This window comes from Verrucosispora sp. ts21 (genome assembly GCF_002879555.1).
GTDB lineage: Bacteria > Actinomycetota > Actinomycetes > Mycobacteriales > Micromonosporaceae > Micromonospora > Micromonospora gifhornensis.
The window spans coordinates 60,186-76,679 of sequence record NZ_PNOZ01000027.1 but is presented as its reverse complement, the minus strand read 5'-3'; the positions used below and the strand labels follow the sequence as shown (position 1 = coordinate 76,679).

At 69.0% G+C, this 16,494-nt stretch carries 18 protein-coding genes; 9 read left to right on the top strand and 9 right to left on the bottom strand.

Annotated elements, in window-relative coordinates:
- The 3 genes from C1A38_RS31805 to C1A38_RS14300 all read left to right on the top strand — a co-directional run.
- A partial coding sequence (locus C1A38_RS31805) for a hypothetical protein (RefSeq protein ID WP_233196826.1) occupies nucleotides 1-213 on the top strand: 213 nt, incomplete at its 5' end.
- A 56-nt stretch (nucleotides 214-269) separates the two neighbouring features.
- Nucleotides 270-989 carry a hypothetical protein gene (locus tag C1A38_RS14305; RefSeq protein WP_102658318.1) on the top strand — a complete coding sequence of 240 codons (720 nt, stop codon included), beginning with the start codon at nucleotides 270-272 and terminating at the stop codon, nucleotides 987-989.
- Nucleotides 990-1,006: 17 nt separating this feature from the next.
- On the top strand, nucleotides 1,007-1,429 hold the full coding sequence (locus C1A38_RS14300) for a DUF4333 domain-containing protein (RefSeq protein WP_158244899.1): 423 nt from the start codon (nucleotides 1,007-1,009) through the stop codon (nucleotides 1,427-1,429).
- Between the two features lie 83 nt (nucleotides 1,430-1,512).
- On the opposite strand, the gene C1A38_RS14295 is transcribed toward C1A38_RS14300, so the two are convergent.
- On the bottom strand, nucleotides 1,513-1,905 hold the full coding sequence (locus tag C1A38_RS14295) for a nuclear transport factor 2 family protein (RefSeq protein WP_102658316.1): 393 nt from the start codon (nucleotides 1,903-1,905) through the stop codon (nucleotides 1,513-1,515).
- 135 nt (nucleotides 1,906-2,040) lie between these two features.
- On the opposite strand from C1A38_RS14295, the gene C1A38_RS14290 reads away from it, so the two are divergent.
- Complete coding sequence (locus C1A38_RS14290; RefSeq protein ID WP_102658315.1) at nucleotides 2,041-2,829, top strand: helix-turn-helix transcriptional regulator; 789 nt, start codon at nucleotides 2,041-2,043, stop codon at nucleotides 2,827-2,829.
- A gap of 11 nt (nucleotides 2,830-2,840) precedes the next feature.
- On the opposite strand, the gene C1A38_RS14285 is transcribed toward C1A38_RS14290, so the two are convergent.
- From C1A38_RS14285 to C1A38_RS14265, 5 genes are all read right to left on the bottom strand, one after another.
- A complete protein-coding gene (locus C1A38_RS14285; protein ID WP_233196825.1) occupies nucleotides 2,841-3,329 on the bottom strand; it encodes a MarR family transcriptional regulator in 489 nt (162 codons plus the stop codon).
- Between the two features lie 8 nt (nucleotides 3,330-3,337).
- Nucleotides 3,338-4,585 (bottom strand): FAD-dependent oxidoreductase, encoded by a 1,248-nt coding sequence (locus tag C1A38_RS14280; RefSeq protein WP_102658313.1) that lies wholly within the window; start codon nucleotides 4,583-4,585, stop codon nucleotides 3,338-3,340.
- A gap of 233 nt (nucleotides 4,586-4,818) precedes the next feature.
- Entirely contained in the window at nucleotides 4,819-6,144 is a 1,326-nt protein-coding gene (locus C1A38_RS14275) for a TIGR04013 family B12-binding domain/radical SAM domain-containing protein (RefSeq protein ID WP_102658312.1), read from the bottom strand.
- Nucleotides 6,145-6,227: 83 nt separating this feature from the next.
- Nucleotides 6,228-7,241 carry a sugar phosphate isomerase/epimerase family protein gene (locus C1A38_RS14270; RefSeq protein WP_102658311.1) on the bottom strand — a complete coding sequence of 338 codons (1,014 nt, stop codon included), beginning with the start codon at nucleotides 7,239-7,241 and terminating at the stop codon, nucleotides 6,228-6,230.
- An 80-nt stretch (nucleotides 7,242-7,321) separates the two neighbouring features.
- A complete protein-coding gene (locus C1A38_RS14265) occupies nucleotides 7,322-9,280 on the bottom strand; it encodes a PQQ-dependent sugar dehydrogenase (RefSeq protein WP_233196824.1) in 1,959 nt (652 codons plus the stop codon).
- A gap of 567 nt (nucleotides 9,281-9,847) precedes the next feature.
- Between C1A38_RS14265 and C1A38_RS14260 the strand changes: the two genes are divergently transcribed.
- Together C1A38_RS14260 and C1A38_RS14255 are read left to right on the top strand one after the other, a co-directional pair.
- The gene (locus C1A38_RS14260) at nucleotides 9,848-10,231 is read left to right on the top strand and encodes a nucleotide pyrophosphohydrolase (RefSeq protein ID WP_233196823.1); all 384 of its coding nucleotides are present in this window, start codon (nucleotides 9,848-9,850) and stop codon (nucleotides 10,229-10,231) included.
- Between the two features lie 261 nt (nucleotides 10,232-10,492).
- Complete coding sequence (locus C1A38_RS14255) at nucleotides 10,493-12,298, top strand: DUF2075 domain-containing protein (RefSeq protein ID WP_233196822.1); 1,806 nt, start codon at nucleotides 10,493-10,495, stop codon at nucleotides 12,296-12,298.
- Here the strand turns inward: C1A38_RS14255 and C1A38_RS14250 are convergent.
- Nucleotides 12,285-12,515 carry a DUF397 domain-containing protein gene (locus tag C1A38_RS14250; protein ID WP_102658309.1) on the bottom strand — a complete coding sequence of 77 codons (231 nt, stop codon included), beginning with the start codon at nucleotides 12,513-12,515 and terminating at the stop codon, nucleotides 12,285-12,287. The two genes, C1A38_RS14255 and C1A38_RS14250, sit on opposite strands and share 14 nt — an antisense overlap.
- Nucleotides 12,508-13,395, bottom strand: a complete 888-nt coding sequence (locus C1A38_RS14245) for a helix-turn-helix domain-containing protein (protein ID WP_102658308.1) — start codon at nucleotides 13,393-13,395, stop codon at nucleotides 12,508-12,510. Before C1A38_RS14245 ends, C1A38_RS14250 begins: the two co-directional genes overlap by 8 nt.
- Nucleotides 13,396-13,697: 302 nt before the next feature.
- On the opposite strand from C1A38_RS14245, the gene C1A38_RS14240 reads away from it, so the two are divergent.
- Together C1A38_RS14240 and C1A38_RS14235 are read left to right on the top strand one after the other, a co-directional pair.
- Entirely contained in the window at nucleotides 13,698-14,186 is a 489-nt protein-coding gene (locus C1A38_RS14240; RefSeq protein ID WP_102658307.1) for a hypothetical protein, read from the top strand.
- Complete coding sequence (locus tag C1A38_RS14235; RefSeq protein ID WP_102658306.1) at nucleotides 14,183-14,554, top strand: hypothetical protein; 372 nt, start codon at nucleotides 14,183-14,185, stop codon at nucleotides 14,552-14,554. The genes C1A38_RS14240 and C1A38_RS14235 overlap by 4 nt, the downstream gene beginning before the upstream one ends.
- A 55-nt stretch (nucleotides 14,555-14,609) precedes the next feature.
- Here the strand turns inward: C1A38_RS14235 and C1A38_RS14230 are convergent, their stop codons facing one another.
- Entirely contained in the window at nucleotides 14,610-15,746 is a 1,137-nt protein-coding gene (locus tag C1A38_RS14230) for a serine hydrolase domain-containing protein (protein ID WP_102658305.1), read from the bottom strand.
- Nucleotides 15,747-15,799: 53 nt separating this feature from the next.
- Between C1A38_RS14230 and C1A38_RS14225 the strand changes: the two genes are divergently transcribed.
- The gene (locus C1A38_RS14225) at nucleotides 15,800-16,339 is read left to right on the top strand and encodes a PadR family transcriptional regulator (protein WP_102658304.1); all 540 of its coding nucleotides are present in this window, start codon (nucleotides 15,800-15,802) and stop codon (nucleotides 16,337-16,339) included.
- The last annotated feature ends 155 nt before the right edge of the window (nucleotides 16,340-16,494 follow it).

Genomic DNA, 16,494 nt, shown 5'->3' with positions numbered 1-16,494 from the left:
CGAAGACTCCTGCATGTCCTCGCTGACGATGTGGTACGTGGCCACGTTCCGCTCCCTCGTGTGGTCGATCTCGCCGGCTCCGTGGCGGTCCCTCCTGGCCGCCCCTTCACCGTTGCCGCCTCCCACACGGACGGTGGCCCGAAACGGTTCAGTTGCCGGGCCGGCTTCGTGGACACGGTCCCGGTGAACCACTTCGCCGCCCGCGCCGTGTGAGTGCCGGATCGCGCGTACCGGCACGGTCCTCCCCGAACACGAGGTGGAGCAGAGAGATGCTGTTGCACAGCCGGATCGCGCGGACCGCGATCGCACTGGCCGGCGTGGCGGTCCTGGCCGCCTGTGGTGAGCAGGCGACCGGGCCCGCCACGCCTGCCACGGTGGCGGCCCCCACGGCAGCGGCCCCCACGGTGGTGCCGGCCACGCCGGGCCCGACCGCCGAGGCCGACACGTCGCCGGAGGTGATCGCCGCTCCGGCGACCCCGACTGCGGCGCCGACGGTGGCGAAAACCCAGGGTCGCGTACGGATCTACAGCGGCCCGTCCGATGTCCCGCTCTCACCCGAGCCCGGCACCGGGCGCGGCGACACCCTCATCCAGTTGACCGCTACCGCCTCCGCCGACATAGGCACGTACGTCGCCGACGGGCAGGGGCGGACGCTGTACCGGTTCGACAAGGACACCGCGAAGCCGTCGAAGTCCACCTGCAACGGGGACTGCGCGAAGACATGGCCGCCGCTGCTCGTCGCGGGACCGGGGCGGATCTACCCGAGTGGAATCGACCCGCAGTTGGTCGGGTACGTGGAGCGGGCCGACGGCACCTGCCAGGTGACCATCGGCGGCTGGCCCGTCTACCTGTACGCCAAGGACACCACGCCCGGCGACCGCAACGGTCAGGGGGTCGGCGGCACCTGGTTCGCGATCAGCCCGACCGGTGACCGCAGCACGTCTGAGCCCGAGGTGGTCACCGCGCCCACCACGGCCACCGCCGGATGAGCCCGAAGGACACGACGATGACCAACTCCTACGGCGCCCCTGCGACTCCCGCCCCTGGCTGGGCACCGGCACCGCCGGCACAGTGGGGACCGGCCTCGACCGGGCCGAACGAGCGCCGACGGCGCATCCCCCCGAAGCTCGCCGTCGCCGTGGCCGGATCGGCCGTGGTCGTGGTGGCGCTGGTGGTCGTACTCGCACTGGTCTGGCCCGGACTCCTGCACACGAAGGTCTTCGACACGGCAGCCGTGCAGCAGGGGGTGCTGTCGGTGCTGCGCGACGACTACCGGCTCGACGCGGACCTCGTCGCCTGCCCTCCCGACCAGCCGGTCACAGTCGGCAGCCGGTTCTCCTGCTCGGCGCAGATCGCCGGCGTCCCGACGGCGATCACCGTCACGGTGCTGTCCACCGACGGACGGTTCGAGGTCGCCCGCCCACAGTGACCACGACGGTACGCCGAGGCCCCAGCGGGGCCGGCTCACCCGGGCCCCCGATGCGGTGCAGCCCATCCCGGGTGAGCCGGACGTCAGTGCTGGGCGTGCGGATCGAAGCCCTCCGGCGCGCGGTCCAGGAACGTGGTGACCGAGCTGATCCGTCCGTCCCTGTCGAACACCAGCATGTCGGTGCCGGCGGCGAACGACCGACCGCCGTCGAGTTCGATCTCCCACATCAGCCGGGCCCGGTCGTGGTGGATCTGCGGCACCGCGCGCCGCTGGAACACGGCGGCACCCACATGCCGGGTGAACTGCCCGCGAAAGTCGATGAGCGCCTGCGCTCCGGTGAGCACGCCGACCAGCGCGTGGTAGCTGACCTCCTCGGTGAAGGTGTCCGCCGCCAGCCGGCGCTGCTCCTCAGGCTGCCCGGTGTTCCAGAACCGGACGTACCGCTCGACAGTGTCCTCGTACGCTTCGGACGTCATGGGGTCGTTCCTCTCCCGGTCGGCAGGTCGGGTGCGGCGAGCGCCGCGTAACCACCGTGCGCCGACGGCCCGCAGCATGTCGATTACCTGCGAGGTCATTGCCGCCCGACGGTGACCTGCGCGAGGCTGTGGTCCATGACCAGGAGCGAGCCGGTGGGAGTGCTGATCCGGCGCTGGCGTGAGCGGCGCGGCCGCTCACAACTCGACCTGTCGTCGTCGACCGAGGTGTCCACGCGCCACCTGAGCTTCGTCGAGACCGGCCGGGCCACCCCGAGCCGGGCGATGATCGAGCGGCTCTGCGACGAACTCGACGTGCCGCTGCGCGAACGCAACACCCTGTACCTGGCCGCCGGCTTCGCGCCGGTGCACCCGGAGAGGGCGTACGTCGACCTCGGCGCGGCCCGGGCCGCCGTGGCGGCGGTGCTCGCCGGCCACGAACCGAACCCCGCGCTCGCCGTCAACGTGCGCTGGGAACTGCTGGCCGCCAACAACGCCATGGCCGCGTTCCTGGCCGGTGTCCCGGAATTCCTGCGTACGCCACCGGTCAACGTGCTGCGCGCCACCCTGCACCCGGACGGGCTGTCCGGGCGGATCCGAAACCTGGCCCAGTGGCGCACCCACGTGCTGCGACGCGTACGCCGCCAACTCGACCGCACCGCCGCGGAGGGCCTGGCCGAACTGCTGACCGAACTGGAAAGCTATCCGGCCCCGACGGCCGCGCACGTCAACAGTGGGCCGGGGGAGGACCTGGTGATCCCGCTGCAACTGTCCACCGAGTACGGAGAGTTGACCTTGTGTTACGCGACGACGGTGTTCGGCGCACCACGTGATGTCACACTCGACGAGATCTCCATCGAGACGTTCTTCCCGGCCGACGCCGCCACGGCGCAACTGCTACGCGCCATGGCCTCGGCCACCCCGTAACCTGCCGATGCTCACGCGACACCTGCCTCAGGTAGGCCCTTGCGGAGGCGGTCCAACTCGGCGAGGTACATCGCCTGCATGCGGTCGTAGTGTCGGACCAGCAGCATGACCTCATCGACGTTGTAGCCCTCGATGAGTTGCTTCGCCCGCTTGGCGAACCCCTCGTACGGTCGCTCCAGTTCGGCGGCCCGTTCCGGCCGCAGGGTCACGATCACCCGCCGCCGGTCCGCCGGATCGCGTTCGGCCCTGACGTAGCCCGCCTGCTGGAGTCGGCGGAGCATGCTGGTCACCGCTCCGGTGGTGAGGTTGGTGCGTTCGGCGATCTGCCCGGCCGTGGCCGATTCGACGTCGGCCAGGTAGTCCAGGCACTCCAGGTCGCTGACGGTGAGGCCCAGTTGTTCCGCGATGGCGTACCGGAACACCATGGACAGCCGAGACATCTCCCGGCCGGCGCGCATGAGGTCGGCGATCGCGGACGCACGGGCGGGCTCGTGGGACATGCAGGCAATCATGCCTCCGGCACGGTGACCCGGTGCAGCCGAGGTAACACGCGGGTCAGCACCCAGTGCGGTGCGGCCGCGCCTCCGGTGAGGCGGCGCATCAGAGCGGCGGCGGTGTCGACGGCGCGGAAGGCGTACGGCACCATCTCGTCCTGGTAGCGGGCGATGGCCCGCTCCACCGGGGTGCCGCTCGCGCGGGCCTCGACAAGCCTGCGGCCGAGCAGGGCGGCGTCGCGCAGCGCGGTGTTGCCTCCGTGCGCGCCGAACGGCGGCATGACGTGCACGGCGTCGCCCATCATCGTCGCCCGGGGCAGCGCCCACCGGTGCGGGCGTTGGCCGGTGGCGAAGAGGTTGAGCACCATGGTGTCCAGTTCGGCATTGTCGACAAGTCGCCGCACGAGCGGGTGGAATTCCGTACTCATGTGGCTGGCCAGGTCCTGCAGTGCCAGCAGGTTCCGGCGGATGGCGGTGGGCACCTCTTCCTGCCGCAGCAGCAGCCCCCACATGACGTAGTCGTCGCCGGTGGGTGCGTAGCTGCCCGGGGCCAGTCGCGCGAACGCCTCGCGTGGGTTCTCGCCGAACCGCATCGAGGTGAAGAAGAAGGCGCGGCCCGGCCGGTCGTCGATGGCCAGGACCCCGCTGGTACGCAGCGCGTCCGGGATGATGCTGTGGCCGTTTCGCCGCAACGGCGTCCGGCCGTAGATGCCGGCCATCGGGGTGTTCGCCGGTGCCGCGTCCGGCATGAGCTGGGCGCGCAGCGCGGAGCCGACGCCGTCCGCGCCCACGATGACGCTCGCCGGCACGGACCCGCCGTCGGAGAAGACCAGCCGCAGTCGTGCCGGGTCGCTGCTGTCCACCCCGGTGGCGGCCTTGCCGTAATGGATGCGTCCGTCCAGCCCGGACTGCAGGATCGACCGCAGGGTCAGCCGGTCGACCTGGCGGGTTGCGTGTGTCTTGTCCTTGAAGGTGATGGTGAAGGCGTCGCGTAGCCGCCGGTCGGTGAAGCGCAGCTGCCCGCCGGGTTCGTCGCCGGTGGCAAGCGCCAGGTGGTATAGCGGGCGGGGCAGGCTCGTACGCAGTGCCTCCAGCCCGTACTGGTCGAGAATGATCCGGTAGCCCTGCTGTCTGACGAAGGGGCCCGGGTCCCGCTCGTAGACGTGCACGTCGATGCCGGCGCGCATCAGGTACTGGGCGAGGCAGAGGCCGGAGAGGCCGGCACCGGCGATCGCCACCGAGAAATCAGTCGATGTGTCCATGTGGTTATCTTAATGACTAAGATAACTTTGCCAAGGCTGGCAGCGATGTCGCGGAACGTCCAGGTAGGTGCCCGTGCCACCGCCCACATACGCCGTGTTCGGCCAGTCTCCCGGGAGCGGCTAATCGTGCTCCAGGGTCCCACGACAGCAGTAGCAATCGTGAAGGTGCTGCGGCAGGGTCGGGAGAGCCTGCCGCTTGCCGAAGCGCGGGAACGCGTAGATGAGCAGGCCGCCTACGGGGCTTCGGACCTCGGGAGCTGCGGCAGGATGGTGCGGCTGCGTCCGGGGCGGGGGTACGCCTCGGCGGCGGCCGCGAGGCGGGCCGCGTGTTCGCGTTGCTTCTGCCAGTGTCCGTAGAGTGCGCCGCGTTGAGAGAGGCGGTCGACCTGCCGGATGGTCTCGGGGTCCACATCGCCGGGTGGGGCGTCGCGCCACGGGGTGCCGGGCAGTGGCATGAAGGTGTGGGCGTGGATGCGGGCGCCGACCTCGGCGAGTTCACCGGCCAGGCGGAGGGAGTCGGCGACGTCCTGCTCGCTCTCGCCCGGCATGCCGAAGATCATGTCGACGTTGATCCGGAAGCCTTCTTCGATGCCGAGGCGGGCGGCCCGTTTGACCTCCTCGACGCCGTGGCCGCGTTTCGCGGCGTCGAGAACCCGGTCCGAACCGGACTGGGCGCCGACGATGATGTTGTTGTTCGCGCAGTACTTCTTGACCAGCCGAAGCGCCGCCCGGCTGACATGCTCGGGTCGGATCTCGCTGGGGAAGGAGCCGAAGAAGACCCGCCCGTTCGGCCCGATGCCCTCCTTGCAACTGGCCAGCAACTCCTCGACCGCGTCGAGGTTCGGTTCCTCGGTCTGGCTGCCGTAGCTCAACGCCGTCGGCGTGATGAACCGGACGTCGCGCAGCCCACGGGCCCGCATCCGGTCGACGTGCCACCGCACGTTCGCCACGCTGCGGTGCCGGAACTTCGCCGAGAACATGAACGGGGTCTGGCAGAAGCGGCACGAGAAGACACAGCCTCGGGTGATCTCCAGGGCGTTGAAACGGTCCCACCGCAGCGAGAAGCCCCGGAACTCGTCGAGCGGTCGCCGCAGGGGTCGGCCCGTACGCACCACGGCACCGGTGTCGTCGCGGTACACCAGCCCGGTGATCCCGGCCGGGTCACCGACGGCGTCGACGAGGTGCAGCAGCGTCGTCTCGCCCTCGCCGACCGCCGCGATGTCCCACCCGGCGTCGAGGGTCTGCACCGGCTCGGCGGTCGCGTGCACGCCGCCGGCGACGTGGGTCACGTTCGGGGCGTCGGCCAGGGCCCGGATCTCGGCCAGCTCCTGGGCCAGGGCGTGCGCGTCGGGGGAGTAGAACGACCACAACACCAGCACCCGGGTCGCGGTGGTGGCGGCGTCGCGGATGTGCGCGGCGGTCGTCTCCGGGGTGTCGCCGAAACGCACCTCGTACCGGGTGGAGGTCTGGTGGGTCTCCAGCGCGCCGAGCAGGACGTGCAGCCCGTACGTCACCGCCTTGCGGTAGCGCAGCACCAGCACCAGCTCGGCAGCTTCCATGGCGGCGATTGTGTCAGGGGGACCGGCCGTGATGTCGACGGGCACCGGGCCGACCGTGCGCCCAGGTGCCCGTCGGCGTCCGGTCAGTACCGCAGCTTGCGCAGGTAGCGGTAGCCGACCTCGGCGGTCTGCTGGGGCGTCACGTCGGGGGTGTCGTTCTCGACGATGTACTCCTGCACGGCGTGGCCCCGGAAGATCCGCGCGAAGTCGATCATCCCGGTGCCCAGGTCGGCCATGTCTCCGTCGGCGGCGTGCCGGTCCTTCACGTGGTACTGCAGGACCTGCTGCGGCGCGCGACGGATCACGTCAAGCGTGAAGCCCTCCGGATCGGCCGCGCCGGCACCGGACTCGATGCCGCCGGTGACCGCCCAGTAGATGTCGATCTCCAGGTGGACGAGCTTGGGGTCGAGCTCCGCGGTCAGGATGTCCCAGGGCGTACGCCCACCGCCGAGGTCGATGGTGAACTCGTGCGCGTGGTTGTGATACCCGTACCGCAGACCTGCCCTGCGTGCCGCGGCGGCCTCGACGTTCATCTGTTCCGCCCAGCGCTTCCACTCGTCGGCGCTCTCGGAGTAGAGGTACGGCACGACCATGTACTTCTGGCCCAGGGTGACCGCGTCCTGGATCTTCTGCCGCAGTGCGGCGGCGTCGGCGCTGATCCCGTCGTGGCTGGAGCTGGCCTTGATCCCGATGCTGTCGAGGAACCGGCGCAGCTGCCCGGCGCTACGACCGAAGTAGCCGAGTGCCAACTCCACCTTCGGATAGCCGATGCGGGCGAGGTGTTTGAGGGTGGCGTCGTAGCCCGGCGAGCCGTTCAGCGCGTCGCGTACCGTCCACAGCTGGATGCTGATCAGACCCGGCGGCACGTGGTGTCGCCCGGCGTGACCGGGCCCATGACCGTGGCCCGGTCCGTGACCGGGACCGTGGCCGTGACCCGGACCGTGACCGTGGCCGGGACCGGCGGTCGCGGCGGTCGCACCGATCCCGGACGCGACCAGCCCCACACCGGCGGCGGCTGCCAACGAACCGCGCAACAGGCCCCGCCGGTCGATGACGGACCGCCGCAGCGCGGCCTCGCCGTCGTACCCGTAACACATGTGGCACTCCTCTCGTGGTGCGTGGACCCGGACCGAGGTCTCCGGCCGACCGGTGTCGACCAGGGACCTCGGTCGGGAACTTACTGGGTGGGGACCAGGACGACCTCGGTCGTGCCGGTCAGCGGCGGTAGGCCCTCATCACCCGGATCGGTGTACGACGCGACGAACACCGCGGACAGGTTGTCGGTCGCCGGATCGTGCCCGGAGGGCACCGTGGTGGTGATCGTGCCGGTGCAGCCGTTGGCCGTGGTGATCGGGTGGCCGTGGTCGTCGTGACCCAGGATGTACGTCACGCTGACCCGGGCGCAGTCCACCGGCTGGTCGTCGGTGACCCGCACCTCGAACTGCACCACGTCACCGAAGGTGAACGGCTGCCCGACGACCGGACTGACCAGCTCCACCACCGGCGTGGCGTTGCCGACCACGACCCGCACGGAGGCCGACGCCGACCGTCCCTTCTGGTCGGTGACCTTCAGCGTCGCCTCGTAGCTGCCGTTGCGGCGGTACGTGAACGTCGGGTTCGCCTCCCGGGAATCGACCTTGTCGTCGTCGTCGAGGTACCACTCGTACCGGAGTCGGTCACCGTCCGGGTCGGCGGTGCCCGCGCTGGAGAACTCCACGGTCAGCGGCGCGAGCCCGGCGGTCTGGGTGGCCGACACCTGCGGCACCGGGCTGTGGTTGCCGTCCCAGCCGATGTGGTCGACGCGGGCCAACTGGGCGTCCGGGTTCTCGCTGAAGTAGCCGTCACCGTATTCGAGCACGTAGAGCGCGCCGTCCGGGCCGAACTCCAGATCCATCGGGTTGTCGAAGACCACCGACGGCAGCACCGACTCGATCCCGCGCAGCTCACCGCGCCGATCCAGCTCGAAGGCCTTCACGTAGTCGCGGGTCCACTCGTAGAACAGCGGCTTGCCGTCGTAGTACGCAGGCCAGCCGGACGGGTTGCGGCCGCGAGTGGTGGAACGGTCGAACTGGTACGCCGGACCGGCCATCGGCCCGATGCCGCCGGTACCCAGCTCCGGGAACTGCGGGGACAGGCCGAAGCCGTACCAGACCTGCGGCTGCTGCACCGGCGGAAGGTTACGCAGACCGGTGTTGTGCGGCGAGTCGTTCACCGGTGCGGCGCAGTTGAACGGCGCCCCCGGCTGGTCGGTGGCGAAGTCGTAGTCGAGGTACGGCTGGTCCGGCGTGATGCAGTACGGCCACCCATGGTTGCCGGGCTCGCGGGCGGCGAGCCACTTGCCCTGCCCCGCCGGTCCGCGATCCGGGTTGGGCTGGCGGGCGTCCGGCGAGTAGTCACCGACGAACAGCGTGTCGGACGTGCGGTCCAGCTCGATGCGGAACGGGTTACGCAGCCCCATCAGGTAGATCTCGGGCCGGGTGTTCGGCGTCCCCTTCTTGAACAGGTTGCCCTTCGGGACGGTGTAGCCGCCCTTGGCACCCACCTTGATCCGCAGGATCTTGCCACGCAGGTCGTTGGTGTTGGCCGAGCTGCGCTGCGCGTCGTACGCCGGATGACGCCCGGGACGCTCGTCGATCGGCGCGTACCCGCCGGACTCGAACGGGTTGCTGTCGTCACCGGTGGACAGGTACAGGTTGCCCTTGCTGTCGAAGACGATGTCCCCGCCCACGTGGCAACAGATGCCCCGGTCGACCGGCACATCGATGATCTGCTGCTCGGAGCGCAGATCCAGCTTGTCCTTGACGAGGCGGAACCGGGACAGCCGGATCACCCCGCGGAAGGGCGCGAAGTCCTCCTCGGTGCCCCAGGCCGGCGCATCGCCCTCGTTGGCGTCCGGAGTGGACGGATCGTCGACCGGGGTGTCCATCGGGGGCGAGTAGTACAGGTAGACCCAGTTGTTGCCGCCCTTACCGAAGCCCGGGTCGATCGCGACGTTCTGCAGACCCTCCTCGTCGTGCTGGTACACGTCAAGGGTGGCGGCGATCGTGTTGCGGCCGGTGGCGGGGTTGTGCAACCAGACCTGACCGGCGCGGGTCACGTGCAGCACCCGGCGGTCGGGGAGCACGGCGAGATCCATCGGCTCGCCCGGTGGGTCGTTGAGGGTGACTTTCTGGAAGGCCGATTCCGGCGGAGCGCCGGTGCGGCCATCGTCGGGGTCGGCGTCGCGGTGAGCGCGATGGCGGTCAGACCGGCCACAGCGAGCGCGAGTCGTCTCTTCAACTGCCTCTCCTTCGGTGAGGGACTGGTCGGGCAGGTCGTAGACGTGAGGGCTGGTTCCTCCTTGTGGGATGGGCAGCACGGAACCGCCCGTCGGCACCCGCCTTCGCGGTGCGCTGGGCGCGTTCTGGTGGACGGGATGGCAGATGTGGTCGGATGGGTGTCACGGCCGAGGAGCCCCTCGACAAATCGGTTTACCTCGACGTAACAACTCGCCTGAAGCTAACAAAGCGGATGTCGATATGTCTATGACTTTCGCCGGACATCGTGGAACTTTCCGCCAGAGCAGCGAAAGGCCTGTCCGCGTAGAGCAAAATCGACCTGTTGCTGGCCGTCATCGACCGATCGCACCTGGTCACAGGTCGAAGCTGGCGGGACAGCGGCAAGCGTTGGCTGCGCCGGTGGGCAGCGGCAGTAGGCTGCGCTTGTGGAGGACGATCCGAACGAGCCCGGGCTGACCGATCTCGTGAACCAGCTGCGTCGGTTCGCCGAAGAGCGGGACTGGCAGCGGTTCCACACCCCGAAGAACCTGGCTATGGCGCTCGCAGGGGAGATTGGCGAGTTGCTCGCCGAGTTGCAGTGGCTGACCCCGGAAGAATCCGCGGCGGTGATGAGCGATCCGGGGCATGGTGCGCGGGTGCGAGCCGAAATCGGTGACGTCATGATCTACCTGACCCGTCTGGCCGACGTCCTGGGTATCGACCTCGTGGCGGCAGCAACCGACAAGCTGGCCGAGGCCGCCCGCCGTTATCCCGTCGAACAGTCGTATGGTTCGGCGAAAAAGGCTCAGTCAGCTGACCGAGCCGGATAGTCGTGTCTCCGTCCCACTCGATAAGGTGCTGGCAACAGAGCGGTCCGACGGGCTTCCGATGAACGGATATGCCCCCCATCCGCACGATCACTTCGTGCTGCCTGGGGGCCTGGGTCCATGTCGGCGTTCCGTACGTCTGCCGCAAGTCTGCTGCGTCTCGCCACCGACAGAACCCTCAGCGATCGCATCGCCGATCATCTGTGGTCGCTGCGCCACGGGGTGAGCCCGGCGGAGCGGAGGTCGTGGGCCAACAGCCTGCCGGTGCTGGCGCAGGACCTCACCGACGCCGGGCTCGGTCAAATTGAGGTCTTGGTCGAGTATCAGTTGCCGCTCACCAGCCGGCGGATCGACGCGGTGCTCGCCGGAGTCGATCCGCGAACCGGGGAGGATTCCTACCTGGTGGTCGAGCTGAAACAATGGTCCTACGCGACCGCATACGAGGACTCCGACACGCTGGTCGCGGTCGAGCACGCGCGTGGACCGCGATTGCACCCCGGTGTGCAGGTTGCCGACTATTGCCAGTACCTCACCGACTTTCTCGGCATCCTGGGTCGCCAGCAACATCCATTGCACGGTGCCGCGTACCTGCACAATGCGGTCGACAGGGATATCGCCGACCTGCTCGAACGGCCACCGACGGCGCAGAGTCGGCTTTTCACCAAGCAGCGTCGCGGTCAGTGGCTGGAGTATCTCCAGTCGCGGTTCGCGCCGAAGTCCGGCGCTGCCGCCGCCGATCGCTTTCTCACCAGCACCGTGCGACCAAGTCGCCACCTGTTGCGGTACGCGGCACAGGAACTCAAGGAACGGTCGCAGTTCACGCTGCTCGACGAGCAGCGGGTGGCGTACGAACTGGTGTTGCACACGGTCGAGCGGGCTCGGGCGGCAAGCCGCAAGCGCGTCGTGGTGGTCGCTGGTGGCCCCGGCAGCGGCAAGAGCGTCATCGCGCTGTCGGTGTTGGGAGAGATGGCTCGGCAGGGCCGGACCGTCCTGCACGCGACCGGCTCCCGGTCGTTCACCCAAACCCTGCGTCGCTACGCAGGGCGGGGATCCACACGGCTGCAAGGAATGTTCAAGTACTTCAACAGCTTCATGGACGCCGATGCCAACGACATCGAGGTGTTGTTGTGCGACGAGGCGCACCGGATCCGGGAAACGTCGGTCAACCGCTACACCCCCAAGGCGCGCCGGGATGTGGCGCGGCTGCAGTTGGACGAGCTGATCTCGACTGCGCGAGTGCCGGTCTTCCTGCTCGACGAGCATCAAGTGGTCAAACCGGGAGAACTCGGCAACGTCGATGTCATCTCGGCTCACGCCGAGAAGTTGGGTCTGGAGATCGAGGTTGTCTCGCTGCACGACCAGTTCCGCTGCGGCGGCAGCGAGGCGTACGAGGAATGGGTCCTGAAGCTGCTTGGCATCGAGGACGGTGGTCCTTCGGTGTGGGCTGGCGACGGTCGGTTCGACCTACGACTAGCGGACTCCCCGGAGGAGTTGGAGTTGTTCCTCCGGGCCCGTCAGGGCCAGGTGGGCAATGCCGGGGAGTCGGGGCAAACAGCCCGGATGTCTGCTGGATACTGCTGGCCGTGGAGCGACCCGCGATCCGACGGCACGCTGGTGCCCGATGTGGTGATCGGCGAGTGGGCGCGACCGTGGAACGTCAAGAGTGACCGCAGCGTAGGCGACGCTCCGGGTAGTGCCTTCTGGGCCACTGATCCGAACGGCTTCGGACAGGTCGGATGCGTCTACACCGCACAGGGCTTCGAGTACGACTGGTCTGGCGTCATCATCGGGCCGGACCTGCTTGCTCGAGATGGTCGGCTGATCACCCGACGAGACGAGTCGAAGGACCCGGCGTTTCGCAGCCGGAAGACGGTGAGCGACGAAGAGGCGGACCGTCTGATCCGTAACACCTACAAGGTGCTGCTCACCCGCGGCATGCGCGGCACGATCATTTACTCCACGGATCCGGAGACCCGGGAGTTCCTGGCCGGCCTGGTGAAGCCGGTAAGAGACGTGGAAGTCACGTACGAATCGACGGACAACTCGGGTGGTTCTGTCAGCAGGCGGTGAGTTCGGAAGCCGAATCTTCGCCGCCGATCGCCTGCTTTGTCGCGCTGGTAAACGCGGTCCAGGCGGTGGGGGAGAAGGTGAGAGCCGGCCCGGCAGGGTCCTTGGAGTCGCGTACGGCGACGAGGCCGGGGAGGTTGTCGGCAACCTCGATGCAGTCGCCGCCGTTGTCGCCGCTACGGGTGCTCTTGCGCCAGATGGCGCCGGTCAGGTCAGTCATGCCGGATCTCCCCAATGAGCCTTTTGATCATGTCCTTTGATTCTGCCTCGCCGAGCGCGAGGGCATCCAGTCCCCGCCACACCCGCTCGTAGGCGGCCAGTTCATCGGGCTTGTCGAGGTAGAGCGCGCCGGTCAACGACTCGCTGTAGACGATCGAGGGCTCCGGCGCGGCCCGTCCCCCTTTGGTGGTCGGAAAGTCGAGGATGACGAAGGATCCGGCGACCGCGCCGGGCTGTGGCCCGGCCGCCAGCGGCAGCACCCGCACCGTCACATTCGGCAGGTCGGACAGCTTGAGGAGTTGGTCGAGCTGGCCACCCATGACGGTTGGGCCACCGACACCGCGCCGGAGCACCGCTTCGGACAGCACCGCGTCGAGTCGAGGGGCCGCCGGCAGCCGCCGCATGAGCAGGGCTTGTCGTTGCAGTCGGACCTGGACGGCTCGCTCGCGTTCCTCCTCGCTCAGCCGCCCGCCGAGTCGGTAGAGGGCGTGTGCGTACTCCCGGGTCTGAAGGATGCCGGGGATCAGCGACTCGTCGTAGCGTCGCAGATGGGCGGCGGCGGATTCCAGGCCGACGTACAGCTCGAACCAGCTCGGCACCGCGTCACCGTAGGCGTGCCACCAGCCCTTGGATTTCGTCTCGGCGGCCAGCCCACGCATCGCCTCGGTCATCTCCGGCGACACGCTGTACAGCTCGCACATCGCCTTGACATCGAGCACCCGGACCGAGCCCATGCCGCATTCGAGCCGCCAGATCTTCTGCCGGCTGTATTCCAGGGCCTCGGCGGCGGCATCGAGCGTCACCCCCGCTTCGTTGCGGAACTGGCGTAGCAGCCGACCGAGCTGTCGGCGCGGCACGGTCGATCCGATGTCCTCAGGCATGCGCACACTCCCTGGTTCCAGCACGCAACACTGCGTCACCCGTCTCTGTAACGCATAACGGTTACAGAAAAGAAAGTCAATGCATGTACGCGAAATTCGGCTTTGGAACGTTGCGTTTGGACTGCGGACCGTCGCAGGATGGCTACAGCGCGGCGGCCGGCCAATTCCCCCCGGACGGCCGCCGCGTTCCGATCGCACCTCCCATCCAGCATGGAAAGGCAGCGACATGACGACCTGTCGTTTTGGCGCGTACTCCGGCCGCGTGGTTTGGCAGCCGCGTGGGCGTCGCCTCGGGAAGCAACATGGGTAGGCGGTGGAAGTGGTTCTTGCGGGCGGGGCCGGTCGCGCTGGACCTGACCGGGCAGGCCGTGCCGGACGGGGATGTGCCGGGGCGGTTCCGGCGAATATCGGTGGAGCATGTCGTACCGGAGCTGCGGGTGACCTCGCGCTGCGACGGCGCGGAGGTCTACGAGCGGCCCGAGGAGCGCCCGGCGGGGCCGCGGAACCGGCGGGTGGGCCACCCCGATGCCGGGCGGCGCAACCGGGGGAGCTTCCCGACGCCGACGTGCGCGGGACCTGCGTCGACCGAGCCCGATCGGGTGCAGTCGGGTGGCGAGATCACCTCGGGTCAGCTTGCGCGGGCGAACCGGGTGGTGAACCAGCACTGGCGGCGGCCCGGCGAGGATCCGCGTACCCGCAAATGCGCGGACTGTCGCGCGGACGGCGCGTGTCCCCGGGCGGCCTGGGCCGAGGCGACCGTCACCCGCATTCTGCGGACGTACCTGCCGTGAACGCCTTCGACCTGTCGCCCGCGCAGATCCGCAACCGGCTGATCCTGCGGGCGCGCCAGGCGGCGCAGGCCGCCGCCGCGCCGCCGCCACCATTGCCGCCTGGTCGCGTCGCGGGGACACCGACCCGCGTGCCGGTCGTGCCCCGCGTGCCGGTGGCGGCCGAGGACGTGGTCCAGCTAGCCGAAGCCGACCATTGGTACGCCACCGGCCCGCTGCGGCTGCGGATCGTCCGGGTACGGCTCGATGTCAGTCAGTGGTACGACGGCGAGTGGGTGTGGCTGGAAGGGGTCGAGATCGGACCGGACGGCCAGCCCGGCGCTTCCCGCACGGTCCTGGCCCGGGTCGCTGCGCTGCGACCGGCTTCCTGACCTGGGCGAGACGGACCACATCTGAAGCCGCCCTGGCGGGGTGTCGAGTAGGTGTTCAGCTGGCCCAGATTCGCAGGCAGGCGGCCATGATGCGGAATGGGAGGCCCTTGGCCACGGTCTGGTCGACGGTGCCGGCCAGGTGCAGGTCGAGTTCCGGGCAGGTGAACAGCCAGGTGCCGGTCGACCCTGAGTGGCCGACCAGCGTCACCGGCTTGGGCAGTGGCGACATCAGCCGATTGACCTTGAAGAACATGGTGCCCAGGCCGTAGCGCAGCACCGGGGCGTTGCTCAGTCGGTTGCGGCGTTCGGTCAGCAGGTGCCGCGTATTCGGATCGGCGAAGGGCTCACCGGCCACGAGTGCCCGCTCGAAGGCGAGGAGATCCCTGGTGGTGCTGAACAGGTCGTCGGCCGAAGCGATGACCTTGTCCACCTCCACGCGGCGCCGACGGATGTGCAGGGGCAGGGGCGCGGGGAGAGCCGGGTCGGCGGGCTGGGCGGCGGGATGCCAGGTGCCGGTGAGGCCGAGCGGGCCGGTGATGCGGTCGGCGAGCAGGTCGGGGAAGGTGCGGCCGGTGACCGCCTCCAGGATCCGGAGCAGCAACTGGTAGCCCGTGTCGGAGTAGCGTGCCCGCTGCCTGGGGGCATTGAGGTCCTGCGGGTCGAAGTGGGGGCGCTGCTGGTTGCGGGTGATGTCGAGGACGTCGTCGAAGGTCCAGGCGATGTCCTGTCCGGCACGTATCTGCCGGTAGAGGCTGGGCTCGCCGCGGCGTCGTTCGAGGAAGTCCGGCAGCCCGGAGGTGTGGCTGGCCAGGTGGCGTACGGTGATCTGCGCCGTCCGGTCCACCCCACGCCGTACGTGTAGCCCGGTGGTGACGGACGCGGGCAGGTAGGTGGAGATCGGGGCGTCCAGGTCGAGTTCGCCGCGCTCATGGGCCTGTAGGACCAGCGTGACGATGAACCGCTTGGTGATCGAGGCGATGAAGAACGGCGCCTCGGGGCGTACCTGCGGCTCGGTGGTGTCCTCCGGACCCGATGCGCCGGCCCAGTGGCGCTGCCCGTCGGCGCTGGACACGGCGAGGCTGACGTGGTGCAGCCCGCGCTTGGCGCTCAGCTTCTGCACGAGCCGGGTCAGGCCGGCGTCGACCTCGTCGGTCACCCGATTGCTGGACTGCTGCTGAAGGATGCTCAACATGACAACATGTCTACTAGACATGTCTAAGAGAGTCAACAGGGTAGGATCGCGATGTGGCACACGTGATCCTGGGCCTGCTGCTGCTCGCCCCGCAGAGCCTGTACGACCTGATCAAGAGCTTCGAAGCGGGCGTTGCGCTCTTCTACAGCGCCAGCTCGGGCAGCATCAAACGCGCCCTCGACGGGTTGCTCGACAAGGGGCTGATCGAGGTCGCGAGCACCGAACCCGGCGGACGCGGCAAGAAGATCTACCGAGTCACCGAGGCGGGCCGGCAGGAGTTCCACCGTTGGATGACGGGTGAACTCAGCGGCGCGGACCTGGAGACGGCGGCGCTGTCCCGGCTGTACTTCCTGGGCCTGCTCGACCCGACGGATCGCGTAGCGGTGCTGCGGCGCATCCAGGAGCGGACCGCAGCTCATCTCGCCCAGCTCACCGCGCTCAAGAAGCGCATCGACACGATCGAGGTGCCGGCGGAGTTCCGCGACGTGGCGGTGTATCAGCGCGCGACCCTGGACTACGGGATCTCCTCGGGACAGCACGCCCTGACCTGGTTCGGTGATCTCGCCGATCGGGGTGAACCGCAGGCCCGGTGAGGTCCGCGGCGACCGGGGGGTTCCCTCAAGACAACGCCGCCGCGCTCTGACCTGCTTCCTGGGTGCGCAGCTGACCATGCCGCGGGCCCGTCGATCCGTCATCCCTAACTGCCCGACACGACGAGTGTGGTGGTGATCCTCAGGCCGCTAACGTG